This window comes from Aneurinibacillus thermoaerophilus (assembly GCF_019603355.1).
GTDB classification, from domain to species: Bacteria; Bacillota; Bacilli; order Aneurinibacillales; family Aneurinibacillaceae; genus Aneurinibacillus; species Aneurinibacillus thermoaerophilus.
Genome location: NZ_CP080764.1, coordinates 2,225,616 through 2,250,267, shown reverse-complemented (window position 1 = coordinate 2,250,267; position 24,652 = coordinate 2,225,616). Strand labels below are relative to the sequence as shown.

The 24,652-nt window shown below is 47.8% G+C and carries 27 protein-coding genes and 1 pseudogene; all 28 read left to right on the top strand.

The genetic code is table 11. The features are described from left to right. Positions 1 to 12 precede the first annotated feature (12 nt). The 28 genes and pseudogenes from ftsY to flgC all read left to right on the top strand — a co-directional run bounded on the left by ftsY (position 13) and on the right by flgC (position 24,644). Positions 13 to 1,014 carry a signal recognition particle-docking protein FtsY gene (gene ftsY / locus K3F53_RS11770; protein ID WP_057898377.1) on the top strand — a complete coding sequence of 334 codons (1,002 nt, stop codon included), beginning with the start codon at positions 13 to 15 and terminating at the stop codon, positions 1,012 to 1,014. A gap of 115 nt (positions 1,015 to 1,129) precedes the next feature. Further along, positions 1,130 to 1,474 (top strand): YlxM family DNA-binding protein, encoded by a 345-nt coding sequence (gene ylxM, locus K3F53_RS11765; RefSeq protein WP_082705940.1) that lies wholly within the window; start codon positions 1,130 to 1,132, stop codon positions 1,472 to 1,474. 10 nt (positions 1,475 to 1,484) lie between these two features. Next, entirely contained in the window at positions 1,485 to 2,837 is a 1,353-nt protein-coding gene (gene ffh / locus K3F53_RS11760) for a signal recognition particle protein (RefSeq protein ID WP_057898378.1), read from the top strand. Between the two features lie 96 nt (positions 2,838 to 2,933). Next, a complete protein-coding gene (gene rpsP, locus K3F53_RS11755; protein ID WP_057898379.1) occupies positions 2,934 to 3,209 on the top strand; it encodes a 30S ribosomal protein S16 in 276 nt (91 codons plus the stop codon). Between the two features lie 32 nt (positions 3,210 to 3,241). Then, on the top strand, positions 3,242 to 3,469 hold the full coding sequence (locus K3F53_RS11750) for a KH domain-containing protein (RefSeq protein WP_057898380.1): 228 nt from the start codon (positions 3,242 to 3,244) through the stop codon (positions 3,467 to 3,469). Positions 3,470 to 3,576: 107 nt separating this feature from the next. After that, positions 3,577 to 3,993, top strand: coding sequence for a YlqD family protein (locus K3F53_RS11745; RefSeq protein WP_057898381.1), 417 nt, complete (start codon positions 3,577 to 3,579; stop codon positions 3,991 to 3,993). 3 nt (positions 3,994 to 3,996) lie between these two features. Further along, positions 3,997 to 4,512: a ribosome maturation factor RimM gene (gene rimM, locus K3F53_RS11740; RefSeq protein ID WP_057900283.1), complete on the top strand. Its 516-nt coding sequence runs from the start codon at positions 3,997 to 3,999 to the stop codon at positions 4,510 to 4,512. Positions 4,513 to 4,521: 9 nt separating this feature from the next. After that, a complete protein-coding gene (gene trmD / locus K3F53_RS11735; RefSeq protein WP_057898382.1) occupies positions 4,522 to 5,280 on the top strand; it encodes a tRNA (guanosine(37)-N1)-methyltransferase TrmD in 759 nt (252 codons plus the stop codon). A 146-nt stretch (positions 5,281 to 5,426) separates the two neighbouring features. Continuing rightward, complete coding sequence (gene rplS, locus K3F53_RS11730) at positions 5,427 to 5,774, top strand: 50S ribosomal protein L19 (RefSeq protein ID WP_057898383.1); 348 nt, start codon at positions 5,427 to 5,429, stop codon at positions 5,772 to 5,774. A gap of 175 nt (positions 5,775 to 5,949) precedes the next feature. Beyond that, the gene (lepB, locus tag K3F53_RS11725) at positions 5,950 to 6,519 is read left to right on the top strand and encodes a signal peptidase I (protein ID WP_057898384.1); all 570 of its coding nucleotides are present in this window, start codon (positions 5,950 to 5,952) and stop codon (positions 6,517 to 6,519) included. A gap of 22 nt (positions 6,520 to 6,541) precedes the next feature. Then, positions 6,542 to 7,441 carry a ribosome biogenesis GTPase YlqF gene (ylqF, locus tag K3F53_RS11720; protein ID WP_057898385.1) on the top strand — a complete coding sequence of 300 codons (900 nt, stop codon included), beginning with the start codon at positions 6,542 to 6,544 and terminating at the stop codon, positions 7,439 to 7,441. A gap of 111 nt (positions 7,442 to 7,552) precedes the next feature. Beyond that, complete coding sequence (locus K3F53_RS11715; protein WP_057898386.1) at positions 7,553 to 8,326, top strand: ribonuclease HII; 774 nt, start codon at positions 7,553 to 7,555, stop codon at positions 8,324 to 8,326. 38 nt (positions 8,327 to 8,364) lie between these two features. Then, complete coding sequence (locus tag K3F53_RS11710) at positions 8,365 to 9,837, top strand: hypothetical protein (protein WP_057898387.1); 1,473 nt, start codon at positions 8,365 to 8,367, stop codon at positions 9,835 to 9,837. After that, on the top strand, positions 9,834 to 10,112 hold the full coding sequence (locus K3F53_RS11705) for an EscU/YscU/HrcU family type III secretion system export apparatus switch protein (RefSeq protein ID WP_057898388.1): 279 nt from the start codon (positions 9,834 to 9,836) through the stop codon (positions 10,110 to 10,112). Before K3F53_RS11710 ends, K3F53_RS11705 begins: the two co-directional genes overlap by 4 nt. Next, positions 10,109 to 10,480, top strand: a complete 372-nt coding sequence (locus K3F53_RS11700; protein ID WP_057898389.1) for a YraN family protein — start codon at positions 10,109 to 10,111, stop codon at positions 10,478 to 10,480. Before K3F53_RS11705 ends, K3F53_RS11700 begins: the two co-directional genes overlap by 4 nt. Before the next feature lie 204 nt (positions 10,481 to 10,684). Continuing rightward, positions 10,685 to 12,232: a YifB family Mg chelatase-like AAA ATPase gene (locus K3F53_RS11695; RefSeq protein ID WP_057898390.1), complete on the top strand. Its 1,548-nt coding sequence runs from the start codon at positions 10,685 to 10,687 to the stop codon at positions 12,230 to 12,232. 188 nt (positions 12,233 to 12,420) lie between these two features. Next, entirely contained in the window at positions 12,421 to 12,552 is a 132-nt protein-coding gene (sda, locus tag K3F53_RS11690; protein ID WP_062731150.1) for a sporulation histidine kinase inhibitor Sda, read from the top strand. 245 nt (positions 12,553 to 12,797) lie between these two features. Beyond that, complete coding sequence (gene sucC, locus K3F53_RS11685; protein WP_057898391.1) at positions 12,798 to 13,958, top strand: ADP-forming succinate--CoA ligase subunit beta; 1,161 nt, start codon at positions 12,798 to 12,800, stop codon at positions 13,956 to 13,958. Positions 13,959 to 13,980: 22 nt separating this feature from the next. Then, a complete protein-coding gene (sucD, locus tag K3F53_RS11680) occupies positions 13,981 to 14,886 on the top strand; it encodes a succinate--CoA ligase subunit alpha (protein WP_057898392.1) in 906 nt (301 codons plus the stop codon). A gap of 155 nt (positions 14,887 to 15,041) precedes the next feature. Continuing rightward, positions 15,042 to 16,145: a DNA-processing protein DprA gene (gene dprA, locus K3F53_RS11675; protein WP_057898393.1), complete on the top strand. Its 1,104-nt coding sequence runs from the start codon at positions 15,042 to 15,044 to the stop codon at positions 16,143 to 16,145. Positions 16,146 to 16,319: 174 nt separating this feature from the next. Then, entirely contained in the window at positions 16,320 to 18,401 is a 2,082-nt protein-coding gene (gene topA, locus K3F53_RS11670) for a type I DNA topoisomerase (protein ID WP_091259619.1), read from the top strand. A gap of 22 nt (positions 18,402 to 18,423) precedes the next feature. Continuing rightward, entirely contained in the window at positions 18,424 to 19,743 is a 1,320-nt protein-coding gene (trmFO, locus tag K3F53_RS11665; protein ID WP_091259621.1) for an FADH(2)-oxidizing methylenetetrahydrofolate--tRNA-(uracil(54)-C(5))-methyltransferase TrmFO, read from the top strand. Between the two features lie 136 nt (positions 19,744 to 19,879). After that, on the top strand, positions 19,880 to 20,782 hold the full coding sequence (gene xerC / locus K3F53_RS11660; RefSeq protein ID WP_057898396.1) for a tyrosine recombinase XerC: 903 nt from the start codon (positions 19,880 to 19,882) through the stop codon (positions 20,780 to 20,782). 26 nt (positions 20,783 to 20,808) lie between these two features. Then, positions 20,809 to 21,357, top strand: a complete 549-nt coding sequence (gene hslV / locus K3F53_RS11655) for an ATP-dependent protease subunit HslV (RefSeq protein ID WP_057898397.1) — start codon at positions 20,809 to 20,811, stop codon at positions 21,355 to 21,357. 16 nt (positions 21,358 to 21,373) lie between these two features. Beyond that, positions 21,374 to 22,774 carry an ATP-dependent protease ATPase subunit HslU gene (gene hslU, locus K3F53_RS11650; protein ID WP_408863238.1) on the top strand — a complete coding sequence of 467 codons (1,401 nt, stop codon included), beginning with the start codon at positions 21,374 to 21,376 and terminating at the stop codon, positions 22,772 to 22,774. A 23-nt stretch (positions 22,775 to 22,797) separates the two neighbouring features. Further along, positions 22,798 to 23,576, top strand: a pseudogene (gene codY / locus K3F53_RS11645) (GTP-sensing pleiotropic transcriptional regulator CodY). A 196-nt stretch (positions 23,577 to 23,772) separates the two neighbouring features. Further along, positions 23,773 to 24,183, top strand: a complete 411-nt coding sequence (flgB, locus tag K3F53_RS11640; RefSeq protein WP_057898400.1) for a flagellar basal body rod protein FlgB — start codon at positions 23,773 to 23,775, stop codon at positions 24,181 to 24,183. Then, positions 24,183 to 24,644: a flagellar basal body rod protein FlgC gene (gene flgC / locus K3F53_RS11635; RefSeq protein WP_057898401.1), complete on the top strand. Its 462-nt coding sequence runs from the start codon at positions 24,183 to 24,185 to the stop codon at positions 24,642 to 24,644. The genes flgB and flgC overlap by 1 nt, the downstream gene beginning before the upstream one ends. The last annotated feature ends 8 nt before the right edge of the window (positions 24,645 to 24,652 follow it).

The following is a 24,652-nucleotide window of genomic DNA, read 5'->3' as shown; positions in this document are numbered from 1 at the left end:
AGGAAGCACGCCATGAGTTTTTTTAAAAAGCTGAAGGAAAAAATCTCCGGCCAGGCCGAGACGATTACAAACAAGTTTAAGGAAGGTTTGACGAAAACGCGCAGCGCGTTTGAAAAATTGGAAGACCTCGTACGTCGCTACAAGCGGATTGATGAAGAATTCTATGAAGAACTAGAAGAAATCTTAATTTCCGCTGACGTCGGCGTCAGCACGGTTATGGAACTTGTGGATGAGTTGCGAAGCGAGGCGCGCAAGCGGAAAATTGAAAATGCGCACGATTTGCAGCCGATCCTGTCGGAAAAACTGGTGAATTTGTTGCAGGACAAAGATGAGGATACGTCTTTAAACGTTGAAGATGGACGATTGAACATTATTTTATTTGTTGGCGTCAACGGCGTTGGGAAAACGACAACTATCGGTAAAATGGCGCATATGTTTAAAAGCCGAGGCAAAAAAGTGCTCCTAGCGGCGGGCGACACGTTCCGGGCGGGAGCGATTGACCAGCTTGAAGTATGGGGGGAACGCGTTGGTGTAGAAGTCGTAAAGCAGCAGCAAGGTTCCGATCCGGCCGCGGTCATTTATGACAGCATCCACACGGCACGGGCCCGCGAAGCTGATGTTCTGCTGTGCGACACGGCAGGCCGCTTGCAGAACAAGGTGAATCTAATGGAAGAGCTTGCGAAAATTAAACGCGTGATTCAGCGCGAAGTGCCGGGGGCTCCGCATGAAACGCTGCTCGTACTCGACGCTACGACCGGGCAAAATGCCTTGAGTCAGGCGAAAGCATTTAGCCAGGCTGCTGAGTTGTCAGGTATCGTTCTTACCAAATTGGATGGTACGGCAAAAGGCGGCATCGTCGTTGCGATTCGTAACGAGCTGAATGTACCCGTGAAATTTGTCGGTCTGGGCGAGAAAATGGATGACTTGCAGCCATTTGACGCGGAGCAATTTGTGCACGCGCTGTTCGCGACATCCATCGAAAAAGAAATCGCTGACGAAAAAGAAGAAGAGTAAAGAGAAAATACTTGACAGAGAGAGCGAGCTTTTGTATGATTATTTCCTGTAAAGGATACAGGCTTTACAGTTTGTGTTTATTCGCATGAATTTCCGTACACGGGGGACGGGTCCCATGCTGGAGGAAACTACGCGTCTGCATTTATTGTACGACTTTTACGGCAAGCTTTTGAAAGAAAGGCAGCGCAAATATTTTGATATGTATTACCGCGAAGATCTGTCGCTTGGCGAGATTGCCGAGCTTGAGAACATTAGTCGCCAGGCGGTGTTCGAACAGGTGAAGCGGATCGCCAGGACGATGGAAGATTACGAGAGCAAGCTCGGTCTTCTGGCTCGTTACGAGAGGCGGCGCGCCTTGCTTGAAGAGCTGGAGAGGGAATTGTCGGAGAAAGCGTGGCAACATTCGCGGGCGCTTCAGCTTACGCGTCAGCTGCTCGCGTTAGAAATGGAGATAGATTAGGAGGCGGACCATGGCGTTTGAAAGCTTAGCCAGCCGACTGCAAGCCACATTTGACAAGCTTCGTGGCAAAGGGAAAGTGACGGAAGAAGACGTAACCAAAGCGATGCGCGAGGTTCGTTTGGCTCTGCTCGAAGCGGACGTTAACTTCAAAGTTGTGAAAGATTTTGTAGCCCGTGTCAAAGAGCGCGCCGTAGGTCAGGAAGTGCTCAAGAGTCTGACGCCTGGCCAGCAGGTCATTAAGGTTGTGAACGATGAATTGACCGAGTTGATGGGCGGCGGTCAGAGCAAAATCGCGGTGGCGAATCGGCCACCGACCGTTGTGATGATGGTCGGTTTACAGGGAGCGGGAAAAACGACGACCACCGGAAAATTAGCTAATTATCTGCGCGGCAAGCTGAATCGCAACCCATTGCTTGTCGCCTGCGACATATACCGTCCGGCCGCGATTAAGCAGCTTGAGGTGCTTGGCAAACAACTGAACATCCCGGTGTTTTCCATGGGTGAGCAGGTAAGCCCGGTGGAGATTGCACAGGCCGCAATTGCGCATGCGAAAGAGCAGCATCTTGATTATGTGCTGATCGATACGGCGGGCCGTCTGCACATTGACGAAGCGCTCATGGGTGAACTGCGGGAAATGAAAGAAATAACGAAGCCGCATGAAATTTTGCTTGTCGTGGACGCGATGACCGGCCAGGATGCCGTCAATGTGGCGGAAAGCTTCAACGATCAATTGTCGATTACCGGTGTGGTGTTAACGAAGCTAGATGGCGATACGAAAGGCGGCGCGGCTCTTTCCGTTAAAGCCGTTACTGGCACTCCGATTAAGTTCGTCGGTATGGGAGAAAAAATGGATGCCCTTGAGCCCTTTCATCCGGATCGCATGGCCAGCCGTATTCTCGGTATGGGAGATGTGTTGACACTCATTGAGAAGGCGCAGATGGAAGTGGACGAAGCAAAAGCGAAAGAACTTGAACGCAAAATGCGCCATGCCGAATTTACGTTTGAGGATTTTCTGGAGCAGATGGCTCATGTTCGCAAAATGGGACCGCTTGAAGAATTGTTGGGCTTAATGCCGGGAATGAACAAAATGAAAGGCATGAAAGATTTGAAAATCGATGAGCGGGCGTTGAACCGGGTAGAGGCGATCGTCCGGTCGATGACAACGGAAGAGAAGCGGCATCCAGAGATTATTAATTCAAGTCGCCGTAAGCGAATTGCCAAGGGCAGCGGCACGACCGTTCAAGAAGTGAACCGCTTGATTAAACAATTTGAAGATATGCGCAAAATGATGAAGCAATTTACGAAAATGGCGGATAAAGCAAAGAAGAAAGGCGGGGGCTTCAAGTTTCCGTTCTTTAGCTAACAGGTTATATTTTTAAAACTAAGTCTTTTCTTATATGAATGACTTTGTTATAATAATAAATTAGTGTGTAAATCACAACATGGAGGGAATGAACAAATGGCAGTAAAAATTCGTTTAAAGCGTATGGGTCAAAAGAAAGCTCCGTTTTACCGTGTGGTAGTGGCGGATTCCCGCGCTCCGCGTGACGGCCGCTTTATCGAAGAAATCGGAACGTATAACCCGGTAGCGCAACCGGCGCAAGTTAACATTGATGAAGAAAAAGCGCTGAAATGGCTAACTACAGGCGCACAGCCGACAGACACGGTTCGCAGCCTGTTCCGCAAACAAGGTCTATTACAGAAGTTCCACGAAATGCGCAATAGCAAGAAGTAAGGCAATGAATATTGCAGCGGGAGGACTAGCGGGTGAAATCATTAATTGAAGTGATTGCCAGAGCTCTTGTCGATCATCCAGATTCCGTTTCGGTCGAAGAGGTGACACAAGAGCAAAGCACCATATACCGCTTGTCCGTTCATCCGGACGATATGGGAAAGGTGATCGGAAAGCAGGGTCGTATTGCTAAGTCTCTTCGCACCGTAGTCAATGCGATGGCAGCAAAAGAAAACCAGCGCGTGACCATTGAAATTGTATAATTAAACAAAGAAGAAAGCTGGGGCCCTCTCCCAGCTTTTTCTTCCATTTATCCGGTCTTTATGCGATAAATTGTATACATAGTCCGCAAATAAGGAGGAAATGCGGCATGCTCATTGTCAAGCGTAAAGTGAAGGTCATGATGGTTATTACTGAAGCGTCACGCTGCAAAATGCGGGATGAGTTTGTATCGATGCGAAAACGGTATGAACTAGAGCTGGAGCAACTAAATTTCCAGGCGAAGAAGCTGCTTCAGGAGGCGCAACGTAAAGGAAGAGAAGCGCTTGATATCGTTCAGCGCAGGCTTGCGAAGGAACGGCAGGTGCGTGAGGAAAAGCTTTCGCAAATTTCGTTTCAGCTTGAGCAGTTGGAAAACCTTCCGCTCGGCAGTGAGATTCATTATACGACGGTGGAAAGTGATGTGGAAGTAAAAGTCGGCGACGATTGGGGTAAGGTAATGACAGGAACGGAAATCGTGCTTAAGGACGGGATTGTAAAAGAAATTCGCGAAAGGAGCCTGGATTAAGTGATCGAGGAATTTTTTACCGTAGGTAAGCTGGTAAATACGCACGGCATCCGCGGTGAAGTTCGCGTTGTCTCAGAAACCGATTTTCCGGAAGATCGGTATAAAAAAGGCAGTGTGCTGTATTTGTTTCATCCGGCAATGAAAGACCCGGTGCCGCTGACGGTTATGTCCGCGCGCCAGCATAAAAACTTTTATTTGTTGACATTTAAAGATCATCCTTCCATTCAGCATGTGGAAAAATATAAGGGCGGGCTGCTTAAGGTGAAGGCAGAAGACAGGAAGCCGCTTTCAGAAGGTGAATTTTATTTCCAGGATATCCTCGGCAGCGAAGTGTTTACGGAGGAAGGAAGACGCCTCGGCGTGGTCAAGGAGATTTTGCAGCCTGGAGCCAATGACGTTTGGGTAGTAAAGCAAGATAAAGGAAAAGATATTTTGCTTCCGTATATTGATGACGTGGTGAAACAAGTAGATGTAAACAATAAGAAGATTACCGTTCATCTCCTTGAAGGGCTTGTCTAGGAGGATAGGATGCAAATTGACATTTTAACGCTGTTTCCGGAGATGTTCGAAGGTGTGCTCGGAGCGAGCATTGTCGGTAAAGCCGCACAAAAAGGGATTGTATCGTTTCGTGTCATCAATTTTCGTGAATTTTCAGATAATAAGCACGGACAAGTGGACGACATGCCGTATGGTGGCGGAGGCGGTATGGTACTCAAGCCGGAGCCGATTTTCCGGGCGGTAGAATCGCTGACTGGATCGCTGGAAGAAGGCGCGGAGCATTCTGTGGGTGGCAAGCCGCGCGTTATTTTACTGTGCCCACAGGGGAAGCGATATAATCAAGCAATGGCGGAGGAGCTAGCGGAAGAGAAACATTTGATTTTTATTTGCGGTCATTATGAAGGCTACGACGAACGCATCCGCGAGCACCTGGTGACCGACGAGATTTCTATCGGCGATTATGTGTTAACAGGGGGCGAACTTCCTGCCATGGTTATTATTGATAGTGTGGTACGTTTGCAGGAAGGAGCGCTCGGAAATGCGCAATCAGCGGTTGCTGATTCATACAGTATGGGCCTGCTGGAGCATCCGCATTATACGCGCCCGGCCGAATTTCGCGGCTGGCGAGTACCGGATGTACTATTATCTGGCCATCACGAAAACATCGAAAGATGGCGGCTCAAAGAATCGCTTCGTCGCACACTTATGCGCCGGCCGGATCTGTTGGAAACGATCGAGATGACACCGAAAATAAAAAAATTGCTTGAAGAGATAAAACGGGAGTTGTAACCAGTTTTCGGTTATGGTATGATAAATCTTGTGAGCCATTTTGGTTCGGATTAAGATGGTCCTCTTCCTATCGGGAGGTTCGCAGACTCGAACATAGCCGCTTACTTCTCATATGGAATGAACATCTGTTGGAAGGAGGAAAACTCATGCATCATATTATTCGTGAAATTACGCAAGCGAACATGAAACAAGATATTCCTAGCTTCCGCCCCGGTGACACTGTACGTGTGCATTTGAAAGTAATTGAGGGGCAACGCGAACGTATTCAGGTGTTCGAAGGCGTTGTAATTAAGCGCCGCGGAGGTGGCATCAGCGAGACTTTCACGGTTCGTAAAGTTTCTTATGGTGTCGGTGTTGAGCGTACACTGCCGCTCCATTCTCCGAAAATCGAAAAAATCGAAGTAGTACGTCAAGGTAAAGTTCGTCGTGCGAAGCTCTATTATCTGCGCGATCGTGTGGGTAAAGCGGCACGTATTAAAGAAATTCACCGTTAATACGGGAAAAAGGAGCTTGGTAACAAGCTCCTTTTTTAGCGATTCGGAAATGAGTAACCAGAGTTAGGGGTTCAGAAATCCGCCCCTTCTTCCTGCGCTCGTGTTACGTTTCGGTGAATGAATAGCCGTGGATAGGAAAAAAGGCCGAATTTACGGCACGTAAGGAGGATTCGTGATGGTTGAAGAGACCTCCTCTGAGTCAACCAAAAAAAGAAAGGGAAAAAGCGAAGCATGGGAGTGGCTGAAAGCGCTTGGTGTTGCCGTCGTGCTTGCGCTTTTCATCCGTACGTTTTTGTTTGCTCCGTTTCTTGTTGATGGTTCTTCGATGATGCCGACATTAGAAAATGGGGAGCGTTTGATCGTAAATAAATTAATTTATTATATTCAAGACCCGAAACCGGGCGATATTGTTGTCTTCCATGCAACCCGGGAGAAAGATTATATTAAACGGGTCATTGCCACGGAAGGGCAGACCGTGGAAGTAAGGAACGATCAGCTTTACATAGATGGAAAGCCGGTCGATGAATCGTATTTAAAACAGTATAAAGAAGAGGCGAGAGCGGCAGGCTATGTGTTGACGGAAGATTTCGGACCGGAGAAAGTGCCGCCGGGCCATATTTTCGTCATGGGTGACAATCGCCGCAACAGTACGGATAGCCGTGTTATTGGGCCCGTGCCTGTGAAAAGCGTAGTGGGTCGTTCAGAGCTGATAATCTGGCCGCTTGATAAGATTCGTTTGAACTAACAAGAAATGCAGGTGAAGGCATATGACGATTCAATGGTTTCCGGGTCATATGGCTAAAGCGCGCCGACAAGTGACGGAGAAGTTGAAGCTGATTGATGTCGTGATCGAACTTCTGGATGCACGTCTTCCTTTATCGAGCCGCAATCCGATGATCGATGAGATTGTTTCTGGAAAACCGCGTTTAATTTTATTGAACAAATCCGATCTGGCGGCTGAAGAGATAACGAAGGCGTGGGTACGGCATTTTGCTGAAAACGGCATTAAGGCAATTCCGATTGACGCTCTTTCCGGCCGCGGCGTGAGTAAATTGCCACAGGAATGCGAGGTGCTCGTTGAGGAAACGATGCAGAAGCGACGTGCTAAAGGGATGCAGGATCGGGCGATTCGTGCCATGATTCTTGGAATCCCGAACGTCGGCAAGTCATCGCTAATGAATCGGCTGGCTGGCCGCAAAGTGGCGCAAACAGGGGATCGTCCGGCGGTTACGAAGGCCCAGCAATGGGTGAAAGTCGGCAAGGTGCTAGAGCTATTGGACACACCGGGAATTTTATGGCACAAATTTGAAGATCCGCTCGTGGGGCTTAGGCTTGCTGCCAGCGGCGCCATTAAAGATGAAATTATAGATTTTCAGGAAGTGGCGCTGTTTGTTGTTGCGTACTTGCGAATGTACTACAGCAACGCGCTCAAAGAGCGCTACCAGCTTGCCGAACTGCCCGAAAGTAAACTGGAGATTTTGACGGAAATCGGTCGTAAACGTGGCTGTCTGGTGAGTGGCGGCCATATTGATTATGATAAAGTAGCCGAACTGATTCTGCGTGAATTGCGCGGCGGCAAGATTGGTCGGATTTCGCTGGAGCGCCCGGATGACGAGTTTACGCTTGAAATGGCACGTGTGAGCATGGATGAGCTTACGCCCTATTGATGAATTGCCTGTTTTATATTTTGTAGAAGAAAATAAACGTGTGGCTTCGGCTACACGTTTTTCTTATGGCGTTAACACAAGAAATATTGATAAAAAAGGAGCGGAATCTCATTGAATATCGCCGACATGACGATAAAAGAAATAAAGGAATGGCTAGAGACTTGCAAGGAGTTGCCGGCAGAAGTGCAGGCTCTGTTTATGGCTGATGCGCGAAGCGGTGTGCAAGCGGTATATAGAAGGTGGCAGCGAAACCAGGAGAAGGCACGAAAACAGCAGGAACGTTGGCTTGAGATGAGCCGATACGAACGCGAATTATGGAAAAGGGGGTACAGGCATATCGCAGGTGTGGACGAAGTGGGCCGCGGCCCGCTTGCAGGGCCTGTCGTTACTGCTGCCGTTATTTTGCCGCAAGATTTTTATTTGCCGGGACTAAACGATTCAAAAAAAGTGTCTCCTGCTCAACGGGAAGTTATGTACGAACGGATTATGGAAGGGGCTGTTGCGGTGTCAATCGCGATGAGCGACGCGCCCCTTATCGACGAAATGAACATTTTTCAGGCGACGCTTCGCGCCATGCACGAAGCGGTACGCGGTTTGCAAGTTGTGCCGGATATTACGCTAAATGATGCAGTCACAATTCCACAGCTTTCCTTGGAGCAGAGACCGCTTATCGGCGGGGATGGAAAAAGTATTTCCATTGCCGCTGCCTCTATTGTTGCAAAAGTGGAACGCGACCGGCTTATGAAAGAATATGACAGGCAATATCCGGGATACGGGTTTGCTTCCAACATGGGGTACGGTACGGCGGAGCATCTCGCCGCATTGCGAGAGAAGGGACCATGTCCGATTCATAGACGTAGCTTCGGTGGCGTACTTCAGTCATAGCGTCTTTTTGTATGCATTTCAGGGCAAGGAGGGAGAGAATGATACAGAGCTTTGTGCTGAACCATGTATTTCAGCAAATGCAACGGACGCAATTATCCGCGGTAGAACTTGTTCCAGGGCAAGTGTTTCAGGGGAAAGTACTAAAGCTATTTCCAAATAATATGGCGATGGTGCAACTGGGGGGCATGACGGTTACGGCGCGTCTGGAAACGCCGTTAGAATTGGGACAGCGTACATGGCTGCAAGTACAGCCAGGCGGGGGGCCAATTTCACTGAAAGTGATTAGCCAGCCGGAAAAGCAGAATCAGGCTACGGAAGCAAGCATGGAAGGCTTGGCGAAAGGACTCGGAGTTCCGCTAACAAAAGAATGGCTCGCCTTTTTGCAAAAAGCGCTTGACGCTCGCATTCCTCTATCCGGTGGCTCGCTGCGTGCTGTGATGCAAGCGATACGGGAGGTGGGTGGTGGTACGACTGCGGAAGACGCGGCTTTGTTTGCCATGCAAAAAGCGCTTCCAATTACCAAGGAAACCATATTGGCGTTACGGTCATTTGCAGGAAACAGCAATTTGGAAGCAGGAATGAAAAATCTTCTTCAGAATATGCATGACTTGCTTACACGCCCGGAATCGATTGCAGCAGGCATAAAGGAGCCGCTTCAACAGGCGGCCGGACAGCTTGCGGCTGCGCGGGTGATTCTTGCCCAGGTACAGGAAAAGCTTGTTTCATCGCCGACAAAATTCGAGGGGCAGGTACAACGAACAATTTCTTCTATAGAGCAACCGGCTTTGTTGTTGCAGGAATCTGGGGACGAAAGTGTTTCTAAGGCCCCTTTAGCCGCTTCTACCCAAGGAGGGATCAAGCGGTTAATGATAGAGTTGTTTGAGCGTCTTGGCTTTTTCCATGAACGCGCCCTGGCGCAAGCGATAGATAGGGAAGCGCAGGATTGGGGGAAGCAGGCAGGAAGCGTGAAAGGCTCGCTGCTTCAACTTTTACAGCACCCGGAAGCGAAAGCATTACCCGCTCCGTTGCGGGAGCAAATGCAGCAGCTCGTCCAGCAACTTACCGGTCAACAGCTAATGATGGCCGGAGTACAGGAAGACGTCTCGTTTGTTCAGGTAGCCCTTCAGTTGCCACTGCCCGGAGGCAAGCATGAGGAAAATGCGCTGATCCAGATTGAATCACGCAAAAAAGGCCCGGGACAGCTCGATCCAGAAAATTGCCGTCTATTTTTTTATTTGACCATGCAAAATATTGGGGAGACGACGCTTGACGTTTCCGTCGTAAACAAAATTGTATCGATTTATCTATACAATAACCGGAAAGAGCTTCCCGCGCTAGTGAATGTGTTGCGTGATTCGCTGGAGAAAAATCTTGCCGCTCAAGGGTACAGACTGTCATTGTTGCGAGTTATGACGTTGCCTGAGCGGCAAAACGATCGGAGCCAATCAGCAGCGCATGGTTTTCTTTCTTCAAATCTTACCCATTATCAGGGGGTGGATGTACGCGTATGAAAGCAAAATATACACGAAAAAGCGCGGTTGCCTTAGGCTATAATCCTGCCGAAGCTGATGCGCCCCGCGTGATTGCCAAAGGAAAAGGAAGGATCGCCGAAAAAATTCTAGAGCAGGCGAAAGAACATGGGGTGCCGATTCAGGAGGACCCTTCTTTGGTGGAAGTGTTAGCTACTCTTGAGTTAAACGAACAGATTCCTGTTGAACTTTATCAGGTAGTGGCTGAAATCTTAGCGTTTGTCTATGAGACAGACAGACGGAGCGAATGCCGATGACCCCGAAAAAAATGAACCGGCAGCGCGGTGCTGAGGGAGAAGAATGGGCTCGCCGATATCTTGAAGGGAAAGGGTTTGTGTTTGAACGGCGCAATTTCCGCACACGTGACGGGGAAATTGATTTGATTATGCGCGAAGGAGATACTCTTGTATTTGTCGAGGTAAAACTGCGCACGACAGTTCGTTTTGGACATGGCAGTGAAGCGGTGACACCGGCAAAACAGCGAACAATTCGCAAGGTAGCAACGGCGTATTTACAGCGGTACGGTTATGTAGCCAGCGCGCCTTCTGTTCGTTTTGACGTCATTTCAATTGTTTGCTATAGGGACAAAACGTATAAAGTTACTCATATTCCTCATGCCTTTTGAAAAATAGGCAAAGAAAAGAAATTTCTTCCGCGGCACCTGTCCACATGCTTGTGCAGTTTTGCGCATATAGTAATAGTGTACTCGACGTGTAACACCTCCTTTTTTGTACCTGAGCGGCTGGATGTCGTTCAGGTTTTTTTGCGTTTTCTCTTTTTTTCTTTGTCATTATATGGTAATTTTTTACAAAAGAGGAGGTTGGTTACTTTGTTTACCCGTGTACATAGCGCTACTGTATTAGGGATTCAGGGAATCGGAGTTGAAGTGGAGGTCGATATTTCGAACGGGTTGCCTTATTTTGAAATCGGCGGGCTGGCCGCTTCTTCTGTTCGCGAGGCCCGCAACCGTGTCAAGTCTGCTATTAAAAATAGCGGTTTTACCTTTCCTGTGCAGCGCATTACGGTAAATCTTGCGCCAGCTGATGTAAGAAAGGCTGGCTCCATGCTTGATTTGGCGATCGCCGTGGGAATTTTGTTAGGAAGCGGCCAGGTCGAGGTTCGTAACAAACTGGAGCGCTGGCTATTTCTCGGTGAACTTTCGTTGGAAGGAACGTTACGCCCGATTCATGGCCTGTTTCCGATGCTTCTTGCCGCCAAGCAAGCGGGATTTTCCGGCGTGGTTATTCCGGCGGCGTGTGAAGAAGATGTGAAACGGGTCAAGGTTCCTGTTCTTCGTGTGCACACGCTTGCGGAATGCATGGCTTGCTTTGGATGGTCGGATGAAACACTGAGAAAGGAAGCAGGAAAAAGCATGTTATCCAGCGATCCGGTATCGATTCGCGCGGAGATAAACTGTTTCAGCGATGTAAAGGGACAGCGGCACGTTAAGCGAGCCATGGAGGTAGCGGCAGCCGGGTTTCATCATTTGGCGATGATAGGGCCACCGGGCACCGGAAAAACGATGTTGGCTAGGCGATTTCCTTCGATTTTGCCCCCTTTGGATGAAGAAGAGTCTCTTGTTGTGGATACGATTTACAGCGCCTGCGGTTTGCTTACAGAGCGCTTGAAGCAGGCGCCTTATCCGCCTTTCCGCGCCCCACATGCTTCCATTACCCCTGTCGGGATGCTAGGGGGCGGCATGTATCCGCAACCGGGCGAGATGAGTCTTTCGCATTGCGGCGTTTTGTTTTTAGATGAGTGGACCGAATTTTCACGTGCGGTGCTCGAAGCGATGCGTCAGCCGCTTGAGGATGGACAGATTACTATTATCCGCCATGGAGCGAAGCTCGTCTTTCCTTGTCGTTTTTTACTTATTTCTTCCTTTAATCCCTGCTTTTGCGGTTTTTACAGATTTGAAAGTGATTATCAATACTGTACATGTACGGCGCGGGAAATTAAGAGATATTGGAAAAAGCTCTCCGGACCGATGCTGGACAGAATGGATATTCAAGTGGAAGTTCCGCGTGTTCGTATTGATGAAATGGGGCGGGATAAATCATTAACATCTGCTGAAATGCGTGGGAGGGTCATGGTGGCGCGGGAACGGCAGCGACACCGTTACCGTGATACCGGATTTCAATTTAATTCTCAGCTGTTCGGCAGATGGGTTGAAAAGTACGTATCGCTTTCTGTTTCCGCGCAACGCTGGTTTTCTGTTCTTTATCAAACGAGCGGCATTAGCAACCGCTCATACGACAAAATCCTTAAAGTTGCGCGTACGATCGCGGATCTGGAAGACAGCGAACAGGTGTTAGAAGCACATGTGGCTGAAGCATTTCAGTATCGTACGCTGGATCAAAAGCAGTGGAAAGGGTAAGCTGGAAAAAATTTTTCGACATAAATTTCTGTGGATAACTATATCTACAGAAAGAAATAAAGTTTTACAACCATTTTGAATTCTTGTACACAACTTATTCACAGAACCTTGTGGATAATGGAATGCTTGTTCTAAAAAAAGGGTCGATGTTACAATATGGAAAATAGAAGATGAGGGGGGAGTTATTCATGCACCTACTTTCAGACGAAGCATTGCTTGACGCTTATCTAAAAGCAGTCCATTTGGGTCTGGAACAGGAATTTATTCAGCTTTTAATCGAGGAAATCAATAAAAGAGAATTGCCGTTACCTTCCCATTAAGAAGCAGATGCTAGGCGTCTGCTTCTTTCATTTTTTCTTCATGAGTAAACAAGGAAACACTCGCAAGTTTTTCTCATTTCCCACAAAAAGTAAAACGGTAGTTGAAAAACGTCAGAAAAGCGCGAAAAGAAAGCAGGGATTTGCCGAATGATGACGAATAAGCTATACTGTATGCGCAGACAGGCTTACACAAGGAGAAGCTTGATGCGTTTATTTTATGTAAAATGAGGTTAGGAGGATGGAGAATGAATATCCATGAGTATCAAGGAAAAGAGATACTTAAGCAGTACGGCGTTGCCGTGCCGAACGGAAAAGTAGCGTTCACGGTAGACGAAGCGGTAGAGGCAGCGAAGGCTCTTAACTCGAACGTATATGTAGTTAAGGCGCAAATTCACGCTGGCGGCCGCGGCAAAGCAGGTGGTGTCAAAATCGCGAAAAGCTTGGATGAAGTTCGTACATATGCGCAGGAGCTTCTCGGTAAAGTGCTTGTTACGCATCAGACAGGCCCTGAAGGGAAAGAAGTAAAGCGTTTGCTCATTGAAGAAGGCTGCGATATCAAAAAAGAATACTACGTAGGTCTTGTAGTTGACCGCAAAACGAGTCGCGTCGTTATGATGGCGTCTGAAGAAGGCGGTACGGAAATCGAGGAAGTAGCGGCAAAAACGCCGGAAAAAATCTTTAAAGCAGTCATCGATCCGGCTGTAGGTCTGCTTCCGTTCCAGGCGCGCAAGCTTGCGTTTTCCATCAACATTCCGAAAGAATTGGTAAACAAAGCCGTGAAATTCATGATGGGCTTGTATCAAGCTTTTGTTGATAAAGATTGCTCCATTGCAGAAATCAATCCGCTTGTCGTAACAGGCGACGGCAATGTAATGGCGCTTGACGCGAAGCTGAATTTCGATTCCAACGCGCTTTATCGTCATAAAGACGTTTTGGAGCTGCGTGACCTGGATGAGGAAGATCCGAAAGAAATCGAAGCTTCCAAGTATGATTTGAACTACATTGCGCTTGATGGTAACATCGGTTGCATGGTTAATGGTGCGGGTCTTGCGATGGCAACTATGGACATTATCAAGTTTTATGGCGGCGAGCCTGCGAACTTCCTTGATGTTGGCGGCGGCGCGACAACCGAGAAAGTTACAGCAGCATTCAAGTTAATTCTTTCTGATGAGAATGTAAAAGGCATTTTCGTTAATATTTTTGGTGGTATTATGAAGTGCGATGTTATCGCTGAAGGTGTTGTAGAGGCAGCGAAAGAAGTGGGTCTAGATCGTCCGCTTGTTGTGCGTCTCGAAGGTACAAACGTAGAGCTTGGTAAGAAAATCCTGAATGAATCCGGCCTTAACATTGTAGCAGCAGAATCGATGGCAGACGGCGCGGAAAAAATCGTTTCCTTGGTAAAATAAGAAAGGTGGGGGCTTACGAGTCATGAGTATTCTTATCAATAAAGATACAAAAGTAATCACCCAGGGTATCACTGGTGCTACTGGTTTATTCCATGCGAAGGGTTGCCGTGAATACGGTACGCAAATGGTTGGAGGTACTTCACCTGGAAAAGGCGGTACAGAAGTTGACGGTTTCCCCGTTTTTGATACAGTTGCTGAAGCAGTAAGAGAAACAGGAGCGAATGCATCTGTTATTTATGTTGCGGCGCCTTTTGCGGCAGACGCCATTATGGAAGCGGTAGACGCTGAGCTAGACCTTGTTATTTGTATTACAGAAGGTATCCCAGTACTTGATATGGTAAAAGTAAAACGCTACATGGAAGGTAGCAAAACCCGTTTGATTGGACCGAACTGCCCTGGTGTTATTACTCCTGGTGAGTGCAAAATCGGTATCATGCCGGGATATATCCATGCGCCTGGTAAAGTTGGCATCGTATCCCGCTCCGGAACGCTTACATACGAAGCGGTACATCAATTGACAACGAACGGTGTTGGCCAGTCTACGGCGGTAGGTATTGGTGGCGACCCGGTAAACGGCACGAACTTCATCGATTGCTTGAAACTGTTCAATGAAGATCCGGATACAGAAGCGGTGATCATGATCGGTGAAATCGGCGGTACAGCCGAAGAAGAGGCTGCTGAGTGGGTGAAGGCGAACATGAAGAAGCCGGTAGTAGGCTTTATTGGAGGCCAAACTGCGCCTCCAGGAAAGCGTATGGGTCATGCGGGAGCCATTATCTCCGGCGGCAAAGGAACCGCTGCTGAGAAAATCAAGACAATGGAAGCGTGCGGCATCCGTGTAGCAAGAACGCCGGCTGAAATCGGTCAAACGATGATTGATGTCTTAAAAGAACGTGGCTTGTTGGAAGCATGCATGACAGTTAAATAATACGCGTGAGGCGTACAGAAAAAAGGAGTGCTGATTCGGCGCTCCTTTTTTATCAGGTAAGAACATACAAAAATGTAGGATCAAAAGTCGAATTAGAAGGATTTCCATTTATTTCCTCGAAATAAAAAGGAAAGAAAATGCGAGGTGAGGAAAAGATGGAAGAAAGAGAATACATACTGCTTGCTTTATCAAATATTCGTGGAGTGGGGCGGAATGTGGTGCGTCGTGCTCGCAAGCTCACAGAGGCGCTGGATTTTGCGGCGCACTCCGTCACGGATATCAGGGAATTGCTTGGAATTTCTACCAAAAAAGCGGAGCTAATTAAAGCGGAATTTGACATGGAGAAAACGATGGATTATGTTAGACGTTGGTGTGACCATGGAATTACGGTGTTGACCTGGTTGAATCCGCTATATCCTGCGTTGTTGAGAGAAATTCCTGATCCTCCCGAGGTCTTATACATAACCGGAAACAAGGAACTTCTGTCCTATCCCGCACTTGCTATCGTCGGGACGCGCACGCCAACAGTATATGGTAAGAACGCGGCGCGCCAGTTTGCTAGAGACTTAGCGGCGAAAGGATTTTGCATTGTTTCAGGGCTTGCACGCGGTGTTGACAGCGAAGCTCACCGCGGCGCATTGGAAGCTGGAGGAGCTACCATCGCTATACTGGGATGTGGCATTGATATTGTTTACCCAAACGAAAATCGGAAGCTGGCCGCTGAACTTCGGCGGCAGGGTCTTATTATTTCAGAATATCCGCCCGGTGTAGAACCGCGACGGAGGTTTTTTCCGGAGCGAAATCGCCTTATTAGCGGGCTTGCGAGGGGAGTGCTTGTCATTGAGGCGGCGGCGCGCAGCGGTTCGCTTATTACGGCCGATTTGGCCGCGGAGCAGGGACGGGATGTGTACGCTTTGCCAGGTTCAGTTTATTCTCCGAAAAGTGTTGGTTGCCACTGGCTGATCCAACAGGGGGCAAAATTGGTGCACAATGTTTATGATATTGTAAGTGAATACCCTTGGATGGTTTCGGATACAAATGAAAATACAACCGATCACACGTTATCATCCTCAATAAAGCTGAGCGAAGAAGAGAAAATCGTACTCGAGCTTATAGGGGGGGAATCCGTATCGTATGAAGAGATTTTATGTCGAACGGCGTTTTCCTCTAGCCATTTGCATTATCTTCTGCTATCTTTGCAAGTAAAACAGAAAATTGAGCAATTGCCCGGACCGGCTTTTATCCGGATGAAAGAATAATACGTTTGACAAATGCAAGTTTTGTAATTAATAATAGGAGGAATTCTTTTCACTTGTTCACGAATAAGAACGCATGTGTTCTTACATTCGTATACATGTAAAGCGAAGAAGGCAGCGCTTATGCCAAATCGGCTGCGCACGCCAAGTTTTCTGTAGCAAAAGGGGGAAACATGCTTGGCAGATTCACTGGTGATAGTGGAGTCTCCCGCAAAGGCGAAGACAATTGGAAAATATCTTGGGAAGAAATATATTGTCAAAGCATCGATGGGCCATGTGAGAGACTTACCGAAAAGTCAAATGGGAGTCGATATTAAAAAAGGGTTTGAGCCGAAGTACATTACGATTCGCGGCAAAGGGGACGTGCTAAAGGAGTTGCGTGATGCATCCAGAAAGGTGAAGCATGTGTATCTTGCGGCGGACCCCGATCGCGAAGGCGAAGCGATCGCCTGGCATTTGGCCCACAGTTTGAACATAGATCAGGATCAGCCTTGTCGTGTTGTCTTTAACGAGATTACCAAGCAAGCGGTCAAGGAGGCGTTCAAACATCCACGCAAAATCGACATGGACTTGGTAAACGCCCAGCAGACGCGCCGGATTCTTGACAGGCTGGTAGGGTATAACATTTCTCCGCTGTTGTGGAAGAAAGTCAAAAAGGGGCTTAGTGCTGGGCGGGTGCAATCCGTAGCCGTAAAGCTTATTATTGACAGGGAAAAGGAAATCAACTCGTTTGTACCGGAAGAATACTGGTCGGTTACCGCACACCTAAAAGCCGGAAAAGAAACGTTTGAAGCCAAATTTTACGGATACGGCACAGAAAAAGTCGAGCTGAAATCCGAAGCGGAAGTCAAAGAATTACTGCAGAGGATTGAAGGGAAGCCGTATGTCGTTGCTGAGATCAAGAAGCGGGAGCGCAAGCGGAACCCTGCCGCGCCGTTTACGACAAGCTCCTTGCAGCAGGAAGCGGCGCGCAAGCTGAATTTCCGCGCTGCAAAAACGATGATGATCGCACAGCAGCTATATGAAGGGATTGACATCGGCGAAGAAGGCACGGTCGGCCTGATTACGTACATGCGTACCGATTCGACGCGGGTTTCGCCTGTGGCGCAGGAGGAAGCGAAAAAATATATTACCGAGGAATACGGCGTAGAGTACGCCCTTGCTAAACCGCGTCAGTTCGGGAAAAAAGAAGGGGCACAGGATGCACATGAAGCGATTCGTCCGACGCTCATCCATAAAGACCCGGCCTCGCTCAAAGCGTATTTATCGCGCGACCAGCTAAAGCTGTATCGTTTGATATGGGAACGCTTCATCGCCAGCCAGATGGCCCCGGCGGTGCTCGATACGGTAACGGCGGACATCGTTGCTGGAGACGCTGTGTTCCGTGCCAGCGGTTCGCAGGTGAAGTTTCCGGGTTTTATGAAAGTGTATGTAGAAGGAACGGATGACGTTCAGAAAGAAGAAGACAAGATGCTGCCGCCGCTTGAAGCAAAACAGGAGCTTGCGCTGGAAGAGATAGAGCCAAAACAGCATTTCACTCAGCCACCGCCGCGTTACTCCGAGGCGAGGCTTGTTAAAACGCTCGAAGAGTTGGGGATCGGACGTCCGAGCACGTACGCACCGACGCTTGAAACGATTCAGAAACGTGGGTACGTAGCATTACAGGATCGCCGCTTTGTTCCGACCGAGCTTGGAGAAATTGTGCTTGAATTAATGGAAGAATTCTTTCCGGAAATTCTCGATACGAAGTTTACCGCCAAAATGGAGGATGAACTTGATCATATTGAAGAAGGAAAAGTGCAGTGGGATAAGGTGTTGGAAGAGTTCTATGAAGGATTCTCCAAACGCCTGGAAGTTGCGGAAAAATATATGCGGGAAGTAGAGATTAAAGACGAAGTGGCGGACATCATGTGCGATAAATGCGGCAGCCCAATGGTGTATAAGGTTGGGCGCTACGGCAAGTTTCTCGCATGCTCTGCGTTTCCGGAGTGTCGCAATACAATGCCGATCGTCAAAGAAATCGGCGTAAATTGCCCGAAATGTGAAACCGGACAAATTGTGGAGCGTAAAAGTAAGAAGAACCGAATTTTCTACGGTTGCACAAATTATCCGAATTGTGACTTTGTTTCATGGGATAAGCCATTACCACGTGCATGTCCAAAGTGCGGCAACATGCTTGTCGAGAAAAAGGGCAAAGGCAAAAATAAAGGGCCGACTGTTCAATGCTTGGCCTGCGACTACCAAGAAGAAACATCATAAAAATAAGGAGTTTTACGGAGCGATGGAAAAAGTAAAAGTCATCGGAGCTGGGTTGGCAGGCAGCGAAGCGGCCTGGCAAATCGCCGAACAGGGTGTTGATGTCATTCTGTATGAAATGCGCCCTGTGCGCCAAACTCCGGCCCATCACACCGATAAATTCGCGGAGCTGGTGTGCAGTAACTCACTGCGCGCCAATTCGTTGACCAATGCTGTGGGCATTTTAAAAGAAGAGATGCGCCGCCTTTCGTCCGTTATTATTCGTTCGGCCGACAATTGTTCTGTGCCGGCTGGAGGAGCGCTTGCAGTGGACAGACACGAATTTGCCGATGCCGTAACAAGAAGCGTGCGCAATCATCCACGCATCGAGGTGTGCAATAAAGAGATCACGGAGATTCCAGATGGGATTGTCGTTATTGCTACCGGTCCGCTAACATCACCTGATTTGTCCAAGAAACTGCAAGAGTTGACGGGCGAAGAGTATTTGTATTTCTATGATGCGGCGGCGCCGATCATTGACAAAGAAACGATCGATATGAACAAAGTGTTTTTGGCTTCCCGTTATGGTAAGGGAGAAGCAGCTTATCTTAATTGTCCGATGACGGAAGAAGAATTTGACGCATTTTATGAGGCACTGATTACAGCAGAAGAAGTGCCGCTTAAAGAATTTGAAGAGCAGATTTTCTTCGAAGGGTGCATGCCGATTGAAGTAATGGCCAAGCGCGGTAAACAGACGATGTTATTCGGGCCGCTGAAGCCGGTCGGGCTCATTGATCCGCGCACCGGAAAACAGCCGTACGCGGTCGTGCAGTTACGCCAGGACAATAGTGCCGGCACATTATACAATATTGTCGGTTTCCAGACGCACCTTAAGTGGCCGGAACAAAAGCGGGTATTTCGGATGATACCCGGGCTTGAAAATGCGGAAATCGTGCGTTATGGCGTGATTCACCGTAATACGTTTATCAATTCTCCACGTTTGTTAAAGCCGACATACCAATATAAAGACAGAGATACCTTGTTTTTCGCTGGACAGATGACTGGTGTGGAAGGATATGTAGAGTCCGCCGCTTCCGGATTGATTGCAGGTATTAACGCCGCGCGTCTTGCGCGCGGGCTTGAGCCCCTGGTATTTCCGCCGGAGACGGCGATGGGCAGTATGGCGCATTATATCACAACGGCAAACCCGGACAATTTCCAGCCTATGAACGCAAATTTTGGCTTATTTCCGCCGCTTGAAAGCAACATCCGCAACAAAAAAGAACGGTATGAACAGTATGCGAAGCGGGCGTTAGATAAAATTCAGAATTTTTCTCGAAGCGTTCACAATTTAAGTTGCAGCTAGCGATGGGGTTATGTTATACTAACGACGGTTAAAAGCTGGATTCTCCCTGTGGGGAAAGTATTTTTGGAAATGATGTGTACGGGATGCGGCGTTGCTGCGTCCCGTATGCATTGTTGCTCGGGTAGGAGGTACACAAATGGAAGCCTTGGAGTCTGATCGCCTGCTTTTGCTGTTTAAACAGTACTTGCAGATTGAAAAAAACGCTTCGCCTCTGACGATTGCGAACTATGAGAAAGACATCCGGGCTTTTGCGGCGTTTATGAAGCAGCATGACGTAACAGCATATGCTGCTGTTTCTTATGTTCATGTTCGCAGTTATTTGACGGAATTGCACAGGCAAAACTACGCTCGTCGCTCAATTGCGCGAAAATTATCAAGCCTGCGAAGTTTTTACCGTTTTTTACTACGTGAAGAACTGGTGGGGCACAATCCGTTCGCGATGACCGCAACGCCAAAGCTGGAAAAGAAGCTTCCGAATTTTTTATTTCCGAAAGAAGTTGAAGCGATTTTGCAGTTGCCGGATACAAAGACACCGCTCGGGCTAAGGGATCGAGCCATACTCGAGATGCTATACGCCAGTGGAATGCGCGTGTCGGAGCTTGTTGGCTTGACCATCCGTTCCGTTGATACACTTGCAGGTACGGCTCTCGTATTCGGAAAGGGCGCAAAAGAAAGATATGTTCCGCTCGGGCAACACGCGCTTGTTGCCTATAAACAATACATACAGCGCGGTCGCCCGTTCTTATGCAAACAGATGAAAAACGATGCTTTGTTTGTTAACGTTCGGGGGGAGCCGCTCACAGACCGCAGCGTGCGCCGCATAATTAACAAATATGTGAAACAAACAAGCGAGCTTTTAAAAGTAAGTCCGCATACGTTTCGCCATACGTTTGCTACCCACTTGCTGGAGAATGGTGCGGATTTGCGAAGCGTGCAAGAAATGCTTGGACATGCAAGCATTTCTTCAACGCAAATTTACACGCACGTAACGCGGGAGAGGATGCGATTTGTTTACAATCAGGCTCATCCGCGGGCGTAAAACCAATAGATTATGGAGGGAAGTCAATGGATATGACTTTTCACGCCACCACCATTTTTGCCGTGCGTCATAACGGAGGAGCAGCGATGGCTGGCGACGGGCAAGTAACGATGGGCAACGCTGTGGTTATGAAACAAACGGCCAAAAAAGTGCGGCGCCTTTATCATGGTCAAGTTGTGGCTGGATTTGCCGGTTCTGTTGCTGACGCGATTACGCTTTTTGAGAAGTTTGAGGCCAAACTCGATGAACACCACGGCAATTTGCCGCGGGCGGCGGTGGAGCTTGCGAAGGACTGGCGGCTTGACAAAGTGTTGCGCAAGCTGGAAGCGCTCATGATTGTGATGGATAAGGAACATATGCTTTTAATCTCGGGAACTGGAGAAATCATTGAACCAGATGACGGGATTCTGGCTATCGGCTCGGGAGGCAATTACGCGCTTGCGGCAGGCCGCGCGCTGAAAAAGCACGCTCCGAATTTAACCGCACGAGAGATTGCAACAGCGGCATTGACGGCGGCAGCTGATATTTGCGTCTATACAAATCATAACCTTGTTGTGGAAGAAATTCATGAATGACGAGGAGGCTGTGCCCTTGAAAAACCCTGAACGTTTAACCCCGAAACAAATTGTTGAACAGCTTGATCATTTCATTGTGGGACAAAAGCAAGCGAAACGCTCGGTGGCGATCGCTTTAAGGAACCGGTACCGCCGCAGTTTGCTTCCGGAAGAAATCCGCGACGAAATCGTGCCGAAAAACATTCTGATGATCGGTCCGACCGGGGTGGGTAAAACGGAGATTGCAAGACGTCTTGCCAAGTTAACCGGAGCGCCGTTTATTAAAGTGGAAGCCACAAAGTTTACGGAAGTAGGCTATGTGGGGCGCGATGTCGAGTCAATGGTGCGAGATTTGGTAGAGACAGCTATACGCATGGTCAAAGCGGAGAAAACCGAACAGGTGAAAGATAAAGCAGAAGCGATGGCGAACGAACGGATTGTGCATATTCTCGTTCCAGGCAAGCACGCCAATAAATCTTTTAAAAACCCGTTGGAGATGTTATTCGGGGGAAACCAGAATACGTACCAATCTGCAACTGGCGATGCGGATGATCTTTCAGTATCGCAACAGCGGCGCCAAGTAGCCCATCAACTGGCGATGGGACAGCTGGAGGACACCGTCATAGAAATTGAAGTAGAAGATACGGCGCCGACGATGTTTGATATGTTTTCAGGCTCAGGAATGGATCAAATGGGTATCAATATGCAGGAGATGCTAGGAAGCCTCTTGCCCAAAAGAATGAAAAAGCGAAAACTCCCCATAAGGGAAGCACGTAAAGTGCTGATCATGCAGGAGGCACAAAAATTGATTGATATGGATGAAGTCATCCAAGAATCAATCGAACGCGCGGAACAGAGCGGGATCATCTTTATTGATGAGATAGACAAAATTGCCGGTAAAGAGACCAACTCTGCCCAGGTTTCGCGTGAAGGCGTACAGCGCGATATCCTGCCGATTGTGGAAGGTTCGACGGTAATGACGAAATATGGTCCGGTGAAAACCGACTACATTTTATTTATTGCCGCCGGTGCGTTTCATATGGCGAAGCCGTCTGACTTGATTCCGGAGCTTCAGGGACGGTTCCCGATTCGTGTGGAATTAGATAGCCTGCGGGTAGAAGATTTTGTCCAGATTTTAACCGAACCGAAAAACGCTTTGATAAAACAATATGTCTCTTTATTGGAAACAGAAGGAATAAAAGTTGAATTTTCTGACGAAGCTATTAAAGAGATTGCTAAACTCGCAGCCGAGGTGAATCAAAACACAGATAATATCGGGGCTAGACGACTGCATACGATCATGGAAAAGTTATTAGAGGATTTATCATTTGAAGCTTCTGATATTACGCTAGAGAAAGTTGTGATTACCCCGGAATATGTGAGAGAAAAATTGAAAGACATCGTAGAAGATCGAGACTTAAGTCGCTATATTCTGTAAAATTTGAAGGAGGAAGTATAATAATGGATTTGTTATCAAAAATTCGTCGCATTAATCGTTTGTTACAAAAAACGGCAGGACATCCGGTAAACTTTATGGAAATGGCAGAGGTCATGAGCGAGATTATCGGAGCAAACATTTTCGTTCTTAGCCGTAAAGGAAAAATTCTTGGTTATGCTATCGCGCAGGAAGTAGACAATGACCGTATCCGCAAAATGCTTGAAGAACGTCGTTTCCCAGGTGATTACAGCACACAGCTGCTGCGCCTTGACGAAACGTCGGCTAACCTTGACATCGATAGTCCGTATACTGCATTTCCGGTAGAAATGAAAGATTTATTTAAGAAAGGGTTAACAACCATCGTTCCGGTTATCGGCGGGGGGATCGCCTCGGAACGCTTGTTCTGGCACGCTTGAACGAGAAATTTACGGATGACGATCTTGTGCTGGCCGAAGTGGGTGCGACTGTAGTAGGCATGGAAATTTTGCGGGAGCGTGCTGAAGAAATCGAGCAGGAAGCTCGAAGCAAGGCGGTTGTGCAAATGGCTATCGGCTCTCTATCTTACAGTGAGCTAGAAGCGGTGGAGCATATCTTTGAGGAATTGGATGCAAAAGAAGGATTGCTGGTTGCAAGTAAAATTGCCGATCGTGTAGGCATTACACGCTCCGTTATCGTAAACGCGTTGCGCAAATTGGAAAGCGCCGGCGTTATCGAATCACGTTCCCTCGGTATGAAAGGTACCTATATTAAAATCTTAAATGAAAAGCTTTTACCTGAACTTGAAAAATTAAAAACTTCGTAAAACAGATAAGACTTTCGTCTGGTAAAAAGGCCCTATCTTTCGTATAGGGCCTTGTTCATTTTAGACAATCTGCTAATATTAAAGTTGTTACCTGTATATGTTATATTTTGTCGAATTGGCAATATTTTTATCCTTTTCTATAGAATATTACGGGGGATATTTGACCCAATTTATGGCAAGAGGGAGGGGAAGAAAGATGCTTATGACACAGACATTGACAATTTTGGAAAAAGCACTGGACGCTGCGACCATGCGTCAAAAGGCCATTAGTAACAATATTGCGAACGTGGATACTCCTTATTATAAATCACAGTCAGTGACCTTTGAAAGTGAGCTGCAAAGGGCGCTTTCAAGAACGGAGACTACTTTTTCTGCATACAGGACGGATAAAAAACATATTGCTTTTGGCACATCTTCTTTGATGGACGTTCGCCCCCGACTTCAAATCGACTCTTCTATTGGACCTATGCAAAATACAGCGAATAATGTCGATTTGGACTTTGAAATGACGAATTTGGCGAAAAACCAGCTTTGGTATAACGCCTTAGTCCAACAGACTGCTGGACAGTTTACAAAACTGAGAGCGGTAATAGGAGGGAAGGCATAGTGACACTATTTGGCAGTTTTGATACGAGCGCTTCCGCATTAACGGCAAACCGTCTGAGAATGGATATCATATCCAGCAACATTGCGAACGCGAATACGACGCGCGGAGAATACGTAAATGGACGGTGGGAGCCCTACAAAAGAAAAATGGCTATTATCGAACCAAAAACAGGCGCTTCTAGTTTCGAAAATTTTTTGCAAGCGGCTGTGGGACGGACCGGGCCGATGCCGATAAACGGTGTGCGGGTTACACGCATCGTAGAGGATCGAACGCCTCCGAAAATGATGTATGATCCGACCCATCCGGATGCGGATGAAAGAGGATATGTGGCGCTTCCAAATGTGGATATGTTGAAAGAGATGATCGATTTGATGTCTACGACAAGGGCGTATGAATCAAATGTAACCGCGATTAACGCCGCGAAAGCGATGGCGATGAAAGCACTGGAGATTAGTAAGTAAGGAGAGGG